Below are 17750 nucleotides of genomic sequence, written 5' to 3'. Positions count from 1 at the left end.
TGCTTAAAACAGTACTATTTTGCTCAAAAAAACTACTCGCTACGCAACGAAGTCACCGGGTTGGCAATGGCCGTTTTTATAGCCTGGAAACTTACCGTAAATAAAGCGATGAGCATGGTAGCTATAGCGGCCAGGGCAAAGATCCACCAGCTCAGTTCCGTGCGGTAGGCATAATCTTCGAGCCATTTGTGCATTAAATACCAACTAAGCGGCCAGGCAATTATGTTAGCCAGGAGCACCAGTTTCAGGAAATCTTTGCTGAGCATGAACACGATCCGCGAAACGGAGGCGCCGAGTACTTTCCGGATACCGATCTCTTTGGTGCGCTGCTCCGCGGTGAAAAGCGCCAGGCCGAACAAGCCCAGACAGGAAATGAAAATGGCAATGGTTGCAAAGTAATTGCTGAGCTTTACAATAATGGCTTCGCTGGTGTACATCTTTTCAAACTCGTCGTCCAGGAACTTGTATTCAAACGGAAATGCCGGGTTGTGTTTCGCTAAAGTTTGTTCCAGGCCTTTCAAGGCCTCGGACGTTTTTCCTTCGGAAGTGCGCACAAAGAGGTAGCTGTAATAAGCTTTGTTTTTCGTGAGCCGGATCACGAGTGGTTTGAGGCCTTGCTGCATTTTCCGGTTCTGAAAATCTTTCACCACCCCGATAATGCTGCCCCGCACATCCCAAACCTTCAGCCAGTTTCCCACCGGATTCTTCAACTGCATCAGCCGGATGGCTTCTTCGTTCACCAGGTAATTGGCTGTATCCGCGCCGAACGCTTTCGAAAACGTCCGGCCGTCTTTTAGTTTTATGTCGAAGGTTTGCAGCACATCATAATCCACGTTCATGATATCGATCAGCAGGTCAGCTTTGGGGTCTTTGCCTTCCCACTCCACGTCTGGGGTATTATTGCCCATTTCAATCGGGTTCTGGCTGGTTCCGGCTACCGAAACGATGGCCGGTTGCTGCAGCAATTCCTGTTTTATGACGTCGTAGTTCTTGGCCAGATCTCCTTCCATGGGCACATACAGCACATTCTCCCGGTTCAGACCAATATCTTTCGAGCGGATGAATTCCATTTGCAGATACACCACCAGCGTACTCACAATTAAAATGCCCGACAATACGAACTGGAAAACCACCAGACCTTTCCGGAAGAATGCCGCGCCTTTACCTGATTTGGCTGTACCCTTTAGTACGGCCACCGGGTTAAACGCCGACAGAAAAAATGCCGGATAACTTCCGGAAACAATGCCGGTAAACAAGGCCACTGCTACCAGTAATAAGATCAGGTTCGGATTGCTCAAATCCAGCGCTACGGCTTTCTGGGTAAGTTCATTGAAGGCCGGCAGCAGCAAACCGATCAGGTTAACCGCCACGATCAGGGCCAGAAAGGCGATCAGAATCGATTCCAGCATGAATTGCGTGATGATCTGGGATTTAGCCGCGCCAATGGCTTTGCGAACCCCTACCTCTTTGGCTCGTTTGGATGAACGTGCCGTAGCCAGGTTCATAAAGTTGATGCAGGCAATGAGCAAAATAAACCCGGCTACCGCCGAAAATAAGCGCACGTACAAAATGCCGCCACTGTTCGTTTTGCCCGGCCGGAAATCAGAATAAAGGTGCGCATCTTTCAGGGGCTGCACAAAAACATCGATGTCGCGTTTGCCCCGGCCAGGTTGCGTTGGGTAATGCGCTACTTTCCTGTTAAAAGCGGCCAGATCGGTTCCGGGTTTCAGTTGCAGGAAATTGCGCATCCCGTAGTTGTCCCAATCGTTGAGCCACTGGTTTTCTTTTAAATAATCTTTATAGGGCTTTACGAAGTCGAACTGAATGGTAGAATTTTTCGGTGGTTTCTGCACCACGCCGGTCACTTTATAACTCTTGGAATTATTCGTCTTGAAGACCTTCCCTACTACGTTGGTAGATCCGAAGAACTTCAGGGCCACGCTGTCGCTTATCACCACCGAATTCGGCTCGTTTAGGACCAGTTTCGAATCGCCGTATAAAAGCGGAAAGGTAAACGCTTCGAAGAAGGTAGTGTCGGCATAAAGACCATCCACTTTAAACGCTTTTTCACCTAAACTGAACAGCTCTTCTTGGTTCCAGCTCAGCCGGATGGCACGCTCCACTTCTGGCAGTTCCCTGGCCATACTTGGAGCGATCATCCCGTTCCCGGACTGGGTGATCAGGTCGTCGGAACCCGGGTAATGCTGCACGCTGATGATGCGTACCAGGTTATCGGTATGCTTATGAAAGCGGTCGAAGCTCAGTTCATCTTTCACCCACAACAAAATAAAAATGCAGCAGGTCATGCCCAGGGCCAGGCCGAAAATATTGATGAGCGAAAACACCTTGTGGCGCATTAAATTCCGGAGTCCGATTTTCAGATAATTGTAGAGCATAGCGTGGTTGCAGATTTGCCTCAAAAAATTTTTTACAGCAGTGCCAGGTTTACAGAAACAATAATACCAGAATTTTATTTTATTGAATATCAACGCTTTTCTCAAAACGATATGAAAATAGCCTAAAAAAGTGTTCGCTTACGGTACAACTTTTTTTGAGCAAAGTGTCCGCTTCCGCAACACGTTTTTTCGGGCTGAAAAACATGCTTTTTGCTTTTGTAAAATCTGCTTACATTCGTTACTTTTTTTCGCCATTAAGCCTTTCTTTATGAACCTGAAAAACGCCCGGGTACTGGTAATAGACGACGAAAGCGATCTGCTTTTTGCCGTAAAAATGCTATTGAAAACCGAAGTAAAAGAGGTGGTTACCGAGAAGAATCCGGAAAACTTGTTGTCGCTTTTAAGCCGGCATTCCTTCGACGTGATCTTTCTGGATATGAATTTCAAGAGTGCGCTGAACACCGGCAACGAAGGCTTTTACTGGCTGCAGAAGATCCGCGAGAAAGACCAGGAAGTTGCCGTAATCATGATCACGGCTTACGGCGACGTAGAACTGGCGGTTCGGGCCTTAAAAGACGGCGCTACCGATTTTATCCTGAAGCCCTGGCGGAACGAAAAACTCATTGAGGCTTTAGCAAATGCCTGTGAGAAAAAAAGCCAGAAAGGAAAAGCAAGCACTGCTAAACAATCTACTTCGCAAACGCTGAACAGCCTGGATATGCTCGGACAGTCGGACGTGATGCAGGAGGTGTTTTATAAGATCGAAAAGATTGCTCCTACCGAAGCAAATGTGTTGATTCTGGGCGAAAACGGCACCGGAAAAGAACTGGTGGCTAGGGCCTTGCACAACCGGTCGTACCGGGCAACAAAGCCTTTTATTTCGGTGGATGTGGCCGCGTTGAGTGAGAATCTGTTCGAAAGCGAAATGTTCGGGTCGAAGAGAGGCGCTTTTACCGATGCCAAAGAAGACCGCACCGGCCGCTTCGTGGCAGCCAACGGCGGCACGCTTTTCTTGGATGAGATCGGTAATATTTCCCTGGCGATGCAGGCCAAACTTTTAACCGTGTTGCAGAACCGCCAGGTAATTCCGCTGGGCAGCAACACGCCGGTTCCGGTGGATATCCGTTTGGTTTCGGCCACAAACGCCCCGCTTTACGAAATGGCCGCTAAAAACCAGTTCCGCAAAGATTTAATTTACCGCATCAACACCGTAGAAATAAAGCTGCCATCTTTGCGCGAACGCGGCGACGATGTGCTGTTGCTGGCCCGCCATTTTGCCAACCATTACGCCGAAAAGAACCGCAAACCTGCTCCGGAATTCGAGGAAGCAACCCTGAAAAAACTGAAACAGCACAAATGGCCGGGCAACATCCGCGAACTGCAACACGCCGTGGAACGGGCCATTATTTTATCGGAAGGCAATGTGCTCCGTCCGCAGGACTTTACTTTTGCCGGCTTCGAAGAGAACCTTTACCAGGAGCCGCAACCCGTAATTGAAATGCCGGAAGGCTCACTGGCCTTAAGCGAGATCGAACGCAACACCATCATCCGGGTGATCGACAAAAACAAAGGCAATATTTCCAAAGCCGCCAAAGAATTAGGCATTACCCGCGCCGCCCTTTACCGCCGACTTTCCAAGCATGATATTTAAACATGATAATTAAACATATCGGGGTTGGTTTGCTTGTGCGCGTATCGCTGCTATTCGGTATGCTGAACGCGGTGGTGTACGCCCTGCATCATTTATTTCTGCCACAGGTCCTCACGGCTTCGGCCATTGTATTGGGGCAGCTCTGGGAACTGGTACGTTACCTTACGCGCAGCAACGAAGAACTTGCCCGCTTTCTGCAATCCATTAAGAACCGCGACTTTTCACTGCAATTCACCGAAAAGAATACCCGTTCCGATCTGCCCCAACTGCACCAGGCTTTCAACCAGTTAAACCAGACCTTCACGCAGCTGCACATCGAAAAAGAAGCCCAGTTCCAGCTTCTGCAAAGCATCCTGCAGATAATCGATACCGGCATCATTGCGTACGACGAAACCGGAGAAGTACATTGGGTAAACGAAGCTTTTAAACAAACCATCCACCTGCCGCATTTGCGCAACATTCAGGCCCTGGAAGTAAGGCAGGAAACGCTATACCAGACCCTGAAAAAACTGCAGCCCAACGAAAATCAGCTCATAAAACTGAAAGTAGATCAGAACCCGTTGCAGTTGCTGGTTTCGGCCCGGAGCTTTAAAATGCAGCACAAAAACCTGACGCTGGCAGCCCTGAAAAACGTAGGCACCACCATCGATAAAGCCGAAACCGAAGCCTGGCAGAAACTGCTCCGCGTAATGACGCACGAAATCATGAATTCGGTTGCTCCCATTTCTTCCCTGGCCGAAACCATGCTGAAGCACCTGAAACTGAACCGCGAAGCCCTGGCCGGCATACCCGAACCACAAGCCGATCCGGAATTATTTCAGGACGTGGAGGAAGGCCTGGAAGTGATTCAAAACCGAAGCGAAGGCCTGCTGAAATTTGCCCAGATCTACCGCAACCTGAGTAAAGTAACCGACCTGCATTTAACTACCGTGTACGTCCAGGAATTATTCCGCGCCATCACCAGCCTGCTAAAACCACGTCTCGAACAAAAAAACATAAAGCTGTTAGTAGAACTATCGAACCAGAACCTTACCCTTCAGGCCGACCCTTATTTACTGGAACAGGTGCTCATCAATTTAATGGTAAACGCCGAACGCGCCGTACGCGAAAAACCGGAGCCGATCATAAAATTATCGTGCCGGCAAACGGAAAATGGCAGCATTGTAATGGAAGTAGCCGACAACGGCACCGGCATTCCCGAAGAACTTTTAGACAGCATTTTCATACCCTTTTTCACCAGCCACAAAGACGGTTCCGGCATCGGTCTCAGCCTGGCTAAACAGATTATGACCTTACACAAAGGCAGCATCCGGGTAAACTCGGTGGTAGGCGAAGGAACGGTGTTCAGTCTGCAGTTCTAGTTGTAAGCTATTTCACCGATCCGGTTGCTTTGCCAATAAAAGTTACTTCCTCCAGCAAATACCCATCCTTCGTTTCGATTCCGAACTTCGCATACCTTTCAGCCTGGTTAATTGAAGTGGAATCAGGAACGTAAGTAACGGCATCATTTAAGGCAATGCCAAAACAGATCAACATGGCGGAAAGTAAAGTTAAGATTTTCATAGTCGTAAGCATTAAAGTGAATTTTCAGATTTCCTGACACCACTTTTGCAACGCCTGTGCCACAAATCAAAACCAACTAACTTTCAGTCAATTACAACAATTCCTGCAAATTCCACCCAATGAAACTGTCCGGATTTAGCACAGGTTCTGTTCCATAATATTACAGGCCGGGAGGCTGGTTATTAGAATAAATTTGTATGAGGTGTTACTATTAGGTAAATTGCTTAACTTAAAATAAAGCAAGTACTTGTGGTTAGCCGTACAGTTTCCTCCTGTCTTTCCTTCCTTTTTCTTTTACTTTTACCTCTGCCTGAAGCTCAGGCGCAGCAAAAGGCCATATCCATAAAATTACCAGCCCTTATCCCCTACCGTGCCGGAAATCTGTGGGGCTATGCCGACAGCACCGGCACGCTGAAAATTAAACCGCAATTCCGCCGGGCCGAACCCTTTCAGGATGGTCTGGCGCAGGTAACCGATAATTATGTCTGGGGCCTTATCGACGAAAAGGGCAACCTGATCATAAAACCACAATACCAGGAAATTCACCCTTTTGCGAACGGATTGGCCCTGGTGACAAACCAGGATAGGCAGCAAGGCGTGGTAAACCGGCAGGGCGAAGAAATTATACCAGCCGTTTATAAATACGTTTCCTTGGAAAACCTTGCGGATCTGGGTAGCACCGCTATCATGGTAAGTATTGAAAAAATGCCTTCGGCCGCTGAACAAATAAACCGTCGACCTAAAATGAAGTTGGCTTATGGGCTGTTTAGTGGGGAAGGGAAGCGGTTGCTGCCAGTAGAATACTCTGAAATTATTTACCTGGGCGGTGGCCTGTTCAGGGCCTGCATCGAAGAAAAATGCACGGTGGTAAATATGGCCGGCGAAACCATTCTTCCTTTAAAAGTGCACCGGCCCGGTTTCCTGAAAGAAGACTTGCTTGTGGTTTGCAGTGAACGGAAATGCGGCTTTATCAATAAAACCGGCAAGGAAGTAATTCCCCCGAAATTCAATGGCGCCCGCGATTTTTCCGAAGGCCTGGCTGCCGCCGTAAAAGACGGCAAATGGGGCTTTATAAACAAAGAAGGCAAAATGGTAATCGCGCCAACCTACGACCTGGCGACTCACTTTCAGAACGGGCTCGCAATCGTGGCAAAAGGCCAGGCCTATGGACTGATCGATAAAAAAGGCAAAGAATTAACCGACTTCATTTACACCAGAATCTACTACAGCGAAGGCAGCAATTACTATAACCTGCAAACCAAAGACCGCAATTTAAAAGGGTTTTACAACGCAAAAACCGGTAAGCTTACCATTCCCGCTTCTTCTTACCAAACCGACGGCTACTCCGACGGATTGGCCGTAATTTCGAAAGAATTAAATAAGGTTGGCTATATAAATGAGGCCGGAACGGTTGTAATTCCGGAAGAATACGAAGCCGCGCGCATGTTTTACAAAGGCCGCGCCGCCGTCCGAAAGAAAGGTTTCTGGGGCGTAATCGATAAAACCGGTAAAATGGTGCTGCCTTTCGTTTTCACGGAGCTCGAAGTACTGGATGCCGATCTTTTTAAAGTAGGAACGCGCTCCGGCTGGAATGGCGCCACCCTTTACGGGCTGGTCAATAGCCAGGGGGAAGAAATTGCCCCCCTAAAATACACTCGCATCGATCCCTTCCAAAACGGCCTGGCCCTTGCCCAGCAAAACCATGCGATAGGCATTATTGACCTGAAAGGCAAAGAAGTTATTCCGCCACTTCAAACGTTACCCAACTACCAGTTTTGCGGCAACTGGGAAAATGGCCTGATCAAGCTTTGCTCCGGCAACCGCGAAAAAGACGGCTACATCGACCGGTACGGCAAACGGTATTTCACCGACTAAAAAACTCCAGATTCCAACCAACTATGCATAAAAATTTAGTTTCAGCATTTTTCTTCCTTTTAGCACTCAGCCTGGTAGCTCCGGCGGCGGCCCAGTTTTCCTCCCGGGAGTATCGCCCCCTACAGCTTACCCGCGACGTGGTTCAGAGTAACCGCATAAAATCGGTAATGGCCATGATGCAGATGAACCTGGCCGAAACGGAAGACGATTATTTACCACGCCGCGAAAGTTATGAAACGTACCGGCGGCACAAAGACAGCAACCTCCGCAAACTATTGTTCTTTACTTCCCTGGGTTCCTTTACCGAATTCGATACCGAAGGGAATATTGTAGCCGTGGCCAGCATGGGTCAGAAAAGCTATACCACCTACGCTTACAACAAGCAGAACAAAATGATCGAGCACAAGGAGATAGACCTGAATTACCCCACCAGCTCCGATTCGGAAATGGAAATTTCCTATAAATACGACGACAAAGGAAATTACCTGGGCTACGCCAACGGCGGTATAGACGTAAGCCTGATCCGCAACAACAAAGGCGAAGTTACATCCTGGAATGTGCTCGAAACGGAATATCAGCCCCGCGATGAAGACGAGGAAAAAGAACCAAAGAAGCCCAAAACCAAACCCAAAGTTACCAACATCTCTGGCCAGTTCCAGTTCGATAAACAAGGCCGGCTCCTCCGCCGGCAGCAGCACCCCGATTACTACGACGAAACCCAATATTCCGAAAACGGCCGGACAAGGACCAGTCTGAGTTATAAAAACAACCAGCTCCGGGAAAAGATCGTGCAGGTAACCGACGCTCAGGACCATGTAATAAAAACGGAACACCACAAACCGCGCAACGGCAAAGTGGAGCTTTATTCTACCTCCAATGCAACCTACGACGAAAACGGCAACCTCCTGCAATACCAGACAACCAATGCCCTGGAACCGGCCTTAAGCAGTAAAGTGAATTACAAAATAGAAAAGAGCAAAAGCGGCCTTCCCCTTCGCCGGCAAGTCTTTCAGAACGACCGGCTTTTAGGCACCGAGATCTTCTATTACGAACATTTCTAAACGCTACCGTTGCAGCGAAAAAAATCAGCGAAAAGCCTTAAAATTCAAATATGAAAAAGAACTTACTTGCCCTCTTTATACTTCTTGCCTCCGGTTTAAGCAGCAACACGCAAGCACGGCAAACCAAACCTCAAAACCTGGACAAAGTGTACGTAGTGGCCGAACAAATGCCGGTATTTCCGGGAGGCGAGGCGGCCATAAAGCAATACTTTGATAACGCCCTGGCAACCCGGAAATTTACAACCAGCGGAACGGTAACTTTAAGCCTGGTAATCGATAAAACCGGCCAGCCCAAAGATATTGAAGTTGGCACCGGCATTTCTACCGAGGCCAATGCTTTTGTACTGGAAACCGCTAAGAAAATGCCGAAGTGGCAACCGGGCAGACAGAAAGGGCAGCCCGTAAACGTCCGGTTAAACCTGCCGGTAACCGTACCCATGCCGGAGCGGGTGGAAACCGAAGAAGAAAAGAATCTTATTTTTGTTTCCGTGGAACAAAGCCCTGAATTTCCGGGCGGTTTTAACGTCATGTATGAGTACTTTGGCAAAAGCATAATCTATCCACCTGCCGCCCAAAAGAATAAGATCGAAGGCCGGGTAATGGCACAGTTCGTGGTTTGGAAAGATGGCCTGATCAAAGAACCAAAAATCTTAAGAGGTTTATCACCCGAAATTGATGCCGAAGCCCTCCGCGTGATCAAGGCCATGCCCAAATGGAAGCCCGGAAAACAAAATGGCCGGGAAGTAAATGTCCGTATGGTTATCCCGATTAATTTCAAATTAGCCGAACCCGCAGAAAAGAATCAACCGGCAGAAAAGAAATAAGTAAAATGACATTAGTATCTGGATTTTAGTATCTGGACAAAAAATAAGCAAAGAGTTTATATTCAGAATATTGCCTGATTAAAGTCCCTTGCAAATTATAAGGTTATTTTAGTCTTGCTACTTAGTATACGGTTACCTAAAGCTTTCTCCCACAAAACAACCCACGCATATCGCCAGCGCAGCGCCCCCGAAAACCACGTTAACGGATAAAAACTAAATACAAGAAAGCCAGCCACGGAGGCAAACTGACACCAGTTTCTGTGAGAGCGGCCTCCAAGCTTACCGGTGCCGAGGAACGAGGCAGCCCGGTAGGGCAGGTAAGGTTGCAGCCGCGAACGCAGAAACGAAGCCACCCGGCTTGAGGGGGAAGGCTAGTTAAGAGTTGAAAGTTATGAGTTTAGAGTTGAGGTAAGTTTTGAAGCAAAAAAACCAAACAAGAATTACCAAAGATTCCCCTTTAACCTTCCCCCTCCACCACAAGTATAACCCCGAAACAAAAACCGGAACAAAGTGGAGCGGAAAATTTACGTAGGTACCTCAGGCTGGCATTACAAATACTGGGTAGGCAACTTCTATCCGGCCGGCATGCAGTCCAAAGATTTCACAAATTTTTACCTGCAGTATTTTCGTACCGTAGAGATCAACAATTCCTTTTACAAGCTGCCTTCCCCCGAGACCTTTGCCAACTGGCGCGCCTCCGTTCCCGAGGATTTTATTTTTGCCGTAAAGGCCAGCCGCTTCATTACCCACATGAAAAAGCTGAAAGACCCGCACGAAAGCACCATCCGCTTCTTCGAAAACGTTAGCGCTTTGGGCGAAAAAAACGGACCTATTCTCTTCCAACTGCCGCCCGCCTGGAAAATAAATGAAGAAAGATTAGCCAACCTGCTCCGCGTAATTCCAAACCACTACCGCTATACTTTCGAGTTCCGGGACCAGACCTGGTACGATCCTAAAATTTACGATTTGCTCCGGGAGCACAACGCGGCCTTCTGCATTTACGAACTGGCCGGCCACATATCCCCGCTTGAAGTAACTGCCGATTTTGTCTACATCCGTTTGCATGGCCCTACCCTCTTCAAATACCAGGGAAGCTACTCCGACGAAACGCTATCGTATTGGGCCGGAAAGTGCCTCGAATGGCAAGGTCAAAACAAAGACGTGTACATTTATTTCGACAACGACCAATTGGGTTATGCCGGTTTTAACGCCCGAAGATTACAGGAGTTAATAAGGGAAAGAAATCCGGCGGTTTTGCATGGATCATTGTAATCTCAAACCTCAATCGAAAATCCATAGAACCGACCAGGTTCAAAAGCATTACTTCATCACGCCACGTAGAATCCGGCAAATGAAAACGATAATCTTTAAAGCAAAAAAAGTCCGGCTCAATTTAAGAACCGGACTTTTCATTTTATACGAAAGTGTTTAGATTAATTGGCAAGGGCCAGCTGCCGCAGGTGCATGATGTGCGAGTAAATGGCCGTGCGCAGTCTTGGGAATTCGATGTACTCTACGCCATAATCCTGGCAGGCTTTTTTAATGATTTTGCTGATTTCCGGGTAATGTACGTGCGAGATTTTCGGGAATAAGTGGTGCTCGATCTGGAAATTCAAGCCGCCGGAAAACCAGGAAACCATTTTATTATTAGTTGCAAAATTAGCCGTAGTTTTTAGCTGATGAATTGCCCAGGCTTCCTCCATTTTATTCGTTTTAGCTTCCGGCAACGGGAAATGCGTTTCGCTAACCGTATGCGCCAACTGGAAAACAATGCTCATTACCAAACCAGTAGACATGGTAAATACCAGGAAACCAATCAGCCAGGGCAGGAAACCAACCATAAAAATTGGCAGGGCAATAAAGAATGCGGCAAACAATACTTTAAAAGCCCAGAAAGAAATATGCTCCGAGCGTTTCATCTTGGCAATTTTAAAATCACCTACTTTTCCGGTAAAATATTTATGAAAATCGCTGTACCCGATCCAGTAAATATAAAGGAAGGCATAGATCGCCCAGAAGTAGTAATGCTGGTATTTGTGCAGTTTATACTTTTTCTGAGATTGGCAAAGCCGTAAAAAAGGCCGCGCATCCAGGTCATCATCCACATCGTCGATATTGGTATAAGTATGGTGGATAACGTTGTGCTTCGTATTCCACATAAACACGTTACCACCCAGCACGTTCAGCGACAGACCAGCGATGTTGTTAAGCCATTTGCTTTCGCTGAAACTACCATGCGCGCCATCGTGCATAATATTGAACCCGATAGAAGCCCCCGCACTCCCCAACAGGATGCATTCCAGTACAGCCAGCCAGGCCGGTGGTGTAAAAAAAACCAGGTGTACGTAAAGCCCTACAAAGCCTAGAACCAGAATAATGGCTTTGGTGAAAAGTTTAGAATTGCCGGTTGGCGAAGTACCCTTCTGCTCGAAATGATCGTTGATCCGGGCCTTTAATTCAGAAAAGAAGTCGTTGGTTGGTGCAGTAAATCTTGGTGCTGCCATGCAATAAAGTTAAATTTTGTAATACCTGTTAGCCGGAACTAGCTTCCGAAGCTACAGATTTGGTAAAGGTAATACTTTCAACTTTAAAAACAGTTACAAAAGCTTCGCTGATTTCAGAAAATCTCCCTGTTATTGAAAACCGATCCCTTTCTGTAAAAGCACTTTACTCCGGATATCGTTCCTTCTACCAGTATTAAGTTTCTGTTCACAGCAACGCCTGCAAACGCCGCCTTTCCGGATACCCCCCCCTCTGCCGGACGTTTGCGGAGGATTTCGAATAAAAAAAGGAAAGACCGGATGGTATTGAAAAACGGCAAAAAATCATCTGATAAACCTTAACTTCACCTCCGGAAACCAAACAAAATACGGGTCTTCAATCTTTATAAAGTTATACAAACCGCTATAACCATGACCACCGAATTCAACGCCATCAGCCAGATTATAGAATCGCGCCGCACCATAAAACCCAACCAGTACAACGGCCGCCAGATTCCGGACGAACAAATAAAGCAACTGCTCCGCTTAGCCGACTGGGCGCCTACGCACGCGCACACCGAGCCCTGGCGGTTCAGGGTTTATGGTGGCCCCAAAGTGCCCCAATTCTGCCACGACCACGCCGAACTTTACCGCCAGCACGTAGCCCCCGAAAAATTCCTGCAGGCCACCTACGACAAACTCCTGCACATGGGCGACCACACTTCCCACATCCTCATTGCCTATATGCGCCGCGGCGATAACCCTAAAATTCCGGTGCTCGAAGAAGTGGCCGCCACCAGTTGCGCAATCCAAAACCTGCTGCTTGGCGCTACCACCCTGGGCATTGCCAGCTACTGGGGCTCCGGCGGCATGGCCTACCACCCACCCATGAAAACCTACCTCCACCTCCGAGAAGAAGACCTGGTGCTGGGAATACTTTACCTTGGCTACACCGACAAACCAAGCCCGGAAGGCAAACGCAAAACCCCGCTGGAAGAAAAAGTGGAGTGGATGTAGGTATAAAACCGTATAGAATTCATTGAAAAAAGTCCCGGTTCAGGATTTGGCCGGGACTTTTAGCTTTACATTCCCGTAAGAAATCATCTTTTGTTTTTGATTATTTCTAATTCCTTGTAACTTACAAACCAAGTTCAAATGCACCCTTATATGCTCCAAGAATCCATTGTCTCAAAATTAGAATCTTCCCGGAAAGAACTATTGGATCTCGGCTTACGGAACCCGCTGCTTAATTATAAAGTACCGGCCGCCAGAGGATTGCACATTGTTCAGGAAAAATCAGAAGCAGTTTTTGAAATTCTGGTAAAGCAGGGAAAAGCGATGACCTTTACCGGGAGGCCAGACAAAACCAGAGCGGCAGCAGAAGATCCTGAAGCAGAAACAGAGGAAGAAGCTGCATTTGAACTTCCCGCTTTAAGCGGTGAAGCGTTAGAAAGTGCTTACACCGACACCAAACTCCAAACAAACGAAACGGAATCCAAGCTACAGACCAAGCTTTTAAATACGTATTACGCCGCCCGCACCAGCCTCGAAGAACAGGGCGTAAATACGCTTTACATTGCCTTAGGCCTGCTCCAATGGTACGAAAGCGAAAACAGTGAAGAAATCCGCCAGGCCCCATTGCTCTTGGTTCCGGTAAACCTGGAGCGGTCCAATGCCCGCGAACGGTTTAAGCTAAAATATGCCGCTACCGATATTGAAGGTAATTTATCGTTGCAGGCCAAGTTAAAAGCTGATTTCGGACTTCAGATTCCCGCGCTGCCGGAAACTGATGATCTGGACGTTTACGGGTATTTTGAAGCGATCGAAAAGATCATTCAGATAATGCCGCGGTGGAATATCGGGAAAGACAATATTGAATTAGGATTTTTTTCTTTCGGAAAATTTATGCTCTACCACGATTTGGACAGCAGCAAATGGCCCGACGATAAAAAGCCGGAAAATCACCCGCTTTTAGCAGCCTTATTTGAAACCGGTTTCCGCGACCAGCAACCCACCGCCGATGCAAACGCCTTTATCGATAAGGAAACCCTGGCGCACGAACTTTTTCAGGTGGTAGATGCCGACAGCTCACAAATTCTGGCTGCTTTAGCCGTGCACGAAGGCCGCAACCTGGTAATTCAGGGCCCGCCGGGAACTGGAAAATCACAAACCATCACCAACCTCATTGCCAATGCTATCGGGCACGGCAAAAAAGTGCTGTTCGTAGCCGAAAAAATGGCCGCCCTGGAAGTGGTAAAAAGAAGGCTCGATTCCATCCATCTAGGCGAAGCTTGTCTGGAACTACACAGCCATAAAGCAAATAAAAAAGAACTTCACGAAGAACTGAAGCGGGTTTTAGAACTCGGAAGACCAAACATCAATCAGCTTCAGCACGAGATTCAACTACTACAGGGCTATCTGGAAGAACTAAACGATTATTGCCATGCCATAAATGAGGAAATAGAAAAAAGCGGAATCAGCAGCCAGAAAGTGATCGGGCATTTATTGCGGCTGAAAGAAAAGAAAGGCGATAAAAATTTCCCTAAACTGGAGATCACGGATATTGCTCATTGGGATGCCCTGAAAATGCACCGGGCAGAAATTTTTGCAGATAGAATTCAGGCTTACCTCCAGGAAAACGGCGTACCGGAAACGTTACCTTTCTGGGGCTCAAAACTCACGTTCCTTTTGCCCCCGCAACAGGAATCTATTCAGCAAACTCTTCAGGGTGCTAATAATTTAATAACCGGCTTACTGAACCGGGCCGAAGCGTTGGCCAGGCACTTAGAATTTCCGGTGCCCGCTGACCTGGCAGGGTATGAAAGACTCTACCAAAGTGCTTTATTGGCCGCCGAAGCGCCCGATTTAAAAGGAGTAAATATAATTTCTGAAAACTGGAACGCTAAAGCTGCACTTCTAAATAACCTGCTGCAAACCGGCAAAGAATTACAGGAACTTAAGGCCCAATACCAGGATATATTTTTGCCGGAAGCCTGGGAGCAGGAAGTGCTGGAAATGCGGCAGGAGTTGCTGGCTCACGGCGAAAAATGGTATAAATTCATAATTGGCAGCTACAAAAAAAGCAACAAAAAACTGGCCGCCGTTTGCAAAAACCCGCTGCCCAAAGAAAATGCAGCCAAACTTAAATACCTGGACGACATTCTGGAAAGCAAACGCAAAAGAAATCTCCTTAAAGAAAACGAAAATTTACTGGTCGGTTTATTCGGAAGCCACTGGCAAAACCTCGAATCTGATTGGGGAAAGCTGAATACCATTGCGGGCTATCTGACCAAAGTCCATCAGCAGGTTAATTCGGCAATAGAACCGGCAAACTTGCTTGCGTACCTGCAAAAGTCGGAACCGGCAACAATTTTAAAAGAGCAAGCCCAGGCTTTCATTACCACCCTTCGGGAATACAAAGCATCGTTGAAATCCGTTTTAACGCATTTGCAATTCGATGAAGCGTTACGCTTTGGCAGTCAGCAACCGTTTCTGCAACTAAAAGCAACGGAGCAGGCAGTAATTCTCCAGTTCTGGCTTCAGCATTTACCCGAAATTCAGAAAACTACCGCCTGGAATACGCTGGAAGAAACTTCTGCTACCGAAAACTTACAGGTTTTAACCAGTATTGCCGCGCATTGGCCGGAAGCAAAAGACCACTTAAAAGATAACTTACAGAAAACCTGGTACGAATACCTGCTCGAAAGATCCGTAAATGCCAATCCGGTTCTTAGAAAATTTGAACGGACCGGCCACGAAGATGTCATTCAGAAATTCCGGAAACTCGACCGGCTTAACCTGCATTACAACCAGGCCCGGGCAGCCCTGAAACATTACGAATCGGTACCCCGCCTGGAAGCCGGCGGCCAGGTAAGCATCCTGAAAAATGAATTTGCGAAAAGGTCGCGCCATATGCCGATCCGGAAATTAATTAAGGAAGCCGGTCTGGCCATTCAGGCCATAAAGCCGGTTTTTATGATGAGCCCGCTTTCCATCGCCAATTTCCTGCCACCGGAAGCAATGGATTTCGACTTGGTGGTTTTTGATGAAGCCAGCCAGGTAAAACCGGTAGAAGCGCTGGGTGCCTTGTTGCGCGGAAAGCAGCTGATAGTAGTAGGCGATAGCAAGCAAATGCCGCCAACGAATTTCTTTGGGTCCATTACCAATAATGTTGACGAGGACGACGAAGAAAATACGACTGCCGACATTCAAAGCATTCTGGAAATGTGCGAAGCGAAAGGTGCGCCCAAAAGGAAACTCCGCTGGCATTACCGCAGCCGCCACGAATCCCTGATCAGTCTTTCCAATCACGAATTTTACGAAAACGAACTGGTTATTTTCCCAAGTCCGGGATCCAGACAGCGCTTAGGTTTGGTATTCCATCACCTCCCCCATACCTCCTACGACCGGGGTAAAACACGGGCAAATACCGAAGAAGCAAACGCCGTGGCCGATGCCGTAATGCTGCATGCCCGTAGAAATCCGAAATTAAGTCTGGGGGTAGTTGCCTTTAGCACTGCCCAAATGCAGGCTATTCAGAATGCCCTGGAACTCCGGCGCCGTAACCATCCGGAATTGGAACAATACTTTAATGCCCATCCGCACGAACCTTTCTTTGTAAAGAACCTGGAAAACGTACAGGGCGATGAGCGCGACGCGATCTTCATCAGTATTGGCTACGGCAAAACGAAAGAAGGTTATTTAGCCATGAATTTTGGTCCGTTGAATAACGAAGGTGGAGAACGGCGGCTTAACGTACTGGTTACCCGGGCAAAGTTGCGTTGCGAAGTTTTCACGAATCTTACCGCCGACGATATCGATCTGAACCGGACCAAAGCTTATGGCATTAAAGTATTGAAAAGCTTCCTGTATTTTGCCCAGCACGGCCGCCTGGGAATAGCCGAAGAAACCGGTAAACCTGCCGACAGCCCCTTCGAGGAAAACGTTGCTTTACAATTGGAACGGGTGGGTTACACCGTTAGAAAACAAGTTGGCTCCCAAGGCTTCTTCATCGATCTGGCCATAATAGATCCGGAACACCCTGGCCGTTACATTCTTGGTATTGAGTGCGACGGTGCCAGTTACCATTCTGCCCGCTCTGCCCGCGACCGCGACCGCCTAAGACAACAGGTACTGGAAGGAATTGGCTGGCGCATTCACCGCATCTGGAGCACCGACTGGTTTAAAAATCCGGAACGGGAACTGGAGCGGGTAATAAATGCCATTGAACAAGCCAAAATTCAGGCGCATTTAGACGATATAGAACCGGAAGAACAAGTAGAATTGCCCGAACTGGTAAGGGAAGAAACCGAAGCAGAAGCAACTGAAATAACCGAGTATGAAGCGGCTACCTTACCGGCTGAAGTTGGTTTTCAGGAACTGCACCTGCACCCGGTTGGGAAATTAGCAAAATGGTTAACGGAAGTAGTTAAAATAGAAAGTCCGGTTCATATAGATGAAGTGGTGAAACGATTTATGGAAGCTGCCCAAGTTTCAAGGGCGGGCAATAGAATTCGCCAAACCATACAAGAGGCAGCTAAAACGGCGGAAATTCAAAATTTCATCACCATAAAGCAGGACTTTTTGTGGGATTATAATATGACGGAGCCTACGGTTCGGAACCGTGAAAATCTGCCGGCATCCTCTCGCAAAATGAGCTATATCGCTCCGGAAGAATTGAGTTTAGCCGTAGAACAGGTGGTTAAAAGCGCCATTGCCATTCAGCCGGATTCCAGCATTCCGTTGGTAGCTAAAAGACTGGGCTTTAACCGCGTAACCGAAGATGTGAGAAACAACATCCTGCAGGCGGTAAATTTAAGCTTACAAAATGGAAGAATTCAGCAAGAAGGCGATTTATTAAGAGCACAACCTTAAATTTACCTGCCTCATTTGGGTTTTCA

At 47.6% G+C, this 17750-nt stretch carries 11 protein-coding genes; 8 read left to right on the top strand and 3 right to left on the bottom strand.

Annotated features, from left to right (window positions below):
• Nucleotides 1-32 precede the first annotated feature (32 nt).
• Entirely contained in the window at nt 33-2396 is a 2364-nt protein-coding gene (locus F0P94_RS00295; protein WP_150901707.1) for an ABC transporter permease, read from the bottom strand.
• A 268-nt stretch (nt 2397-2664) separates the two neighbouring features.
• Between F0P94_RS00295 and F0P94_RS00290 the strand changes: the two genes are divergently transcribed.
• Entirely contained in the window at nt 2665-4047 is a 1383-nt protein-coding gene (locus F0P94_RS00290; protein ID WP_150901706.1) for a sigma-54-dependent transcriptional regulator, read from the top strand.
• A 2-nt stretch (nt 4048-4049) separates the two neighbouring features.
• On the top strand, nt 4050-5408 hold the full coding sequence (locus tag F0P94_RS00285; protein WP_150901705.1) for a sensor histidine kinase: 1359 nt from the start codon (nt 4050-4052) through the stop codon (nt 5406-5408).
• A 7-nt stretch (nt 5409-5415) separates the two neighbouring features.
• Here F0P94_RS00285 and F0P94_RS00280 read toward each other — a convergent pair whose 3' ends face one another.
• Complete coding sequence (locus F0P94_RS00280) at nt 5416-5610, bottom strand: hypothetical protein (RefSeq protein ID WP_150901704.1); 195 nt, start codon at nt 5608-5610, stop codon at nt 5416-5418.
• A 249-nt stretch (nt 5611-5859) separates the two neighbouring features.
• On the opposite strand from F0P94_RS00280, the gene F0P94_RS00275 reads away from it, so the two are divergent.
• From F0P94_RS00275 to F0P94_RS00260, 4 genes are all read left to right on the top strand, one after another.
• Nucleotides 5860-7485, top strand: coding sequence for a WG repeat-containing protein (locus F0P94_RS00275; RefSeq protein ID WP_150901703.1), 1626 nt, complete (start codon nt 5860-5862; stop codon nt 7483-7485).
• Nucleotides 7486-7508: 23 nt separating this feature from the next.
• A complete protein-coding gene (locus tag F0P94_RS00270; protein WP_150901702.1) occupies nt 7509-8546 on the top strand; it encodes a hypothetical protein in 1038 nt (345 codons plus the stop codon).
• Between the two features lie 50 nt (nt 8547-8596).
• Nucleotides 8597-9370 carry an energy transducer TonB gene (locus tag F0P94_RS00265; RefSeq protein WP_150901701.1) on the top strand — a complete coding sequence of 258 codons (774 nt, stop codon included), beginning with the start codon at nt 8597-8599 and terminating at the stop codon, nt 9368-9370.
• Between the two features lie 510 nt (nt 9371-9880).
• Complete coding sequence (locus tag F0P94_RS00260) at nt 9881-10642, top strand: DUF72 domain-containing protein (protein WP_225307063.1); 762 nt, start codon at nt 9881-9883, stop codon at nt 10640-10642.
• A 161-nt stretch (nt 10643-10803) separates the two neighbouring features.
• On the opposite strand, the gene F0P94_RS00255 is transcribed toward F0P94_RS00260, so the two are convergent.
• Entirely contained in the window at nt 10804-11874 is a 1071-nt protein-coding gene (locus F0P94_RS00255) for a fatty acid desaturase family protein (RefSeq protein WP_150901700.1), read from the bottom strand.
• A gap of 408 nt (nt 11875-12282) precedes the next feature.
• On the opposite strand from F0P94_RS00255, the gene F0P94_RS00250 reads away from it, so the two are divergent.
• Both F0P94_RS00250 and F0P94_RS00245 read left to right on the top strand, forming a co-directional pair.
• On the top strand, nt 12283-12867 hold the full coding sequence (locus F0P94_RS00250; RefSeq protein ID WP_150901699.1) for a nitroreductase family protein: 585 nt from the start codon (nt 12283-12285) through the stop codon (nt 12865-12867).
• A gap of 150 nt (nt 12868-13017) precedes the next feature.
• The gene (locus F0P94_RS00245) at nt 13018-17724 is read left to right on the top strand and encodes a DUF3320 domain-containing protein (protein ID WP_150901698.1); all 4707 of its coding nucleotides are present in this window, start codon (nt 13018-13020) and stop codon (nt 17722-17724) included.
• The last annotated feature ends 26 nt before the right edge of the window (nt 17725-17750 follow it).

Origin of the sequence: Adhaeribacter soli (genome assembly GCF_008727925.1) — a bacterium.
Lineage (GTDB): Bacteria > Bacteroidota > Bacteroidia > Cytophagales > Hymenobacteraceae > Adhaeribacter_A > Adhaeribacter_A soli.
The sequence above is the reverse complement of the archived record's forward strand: the minus strand, read 5'-3'. Positions and strand labels throughout refer to the sequence as shown.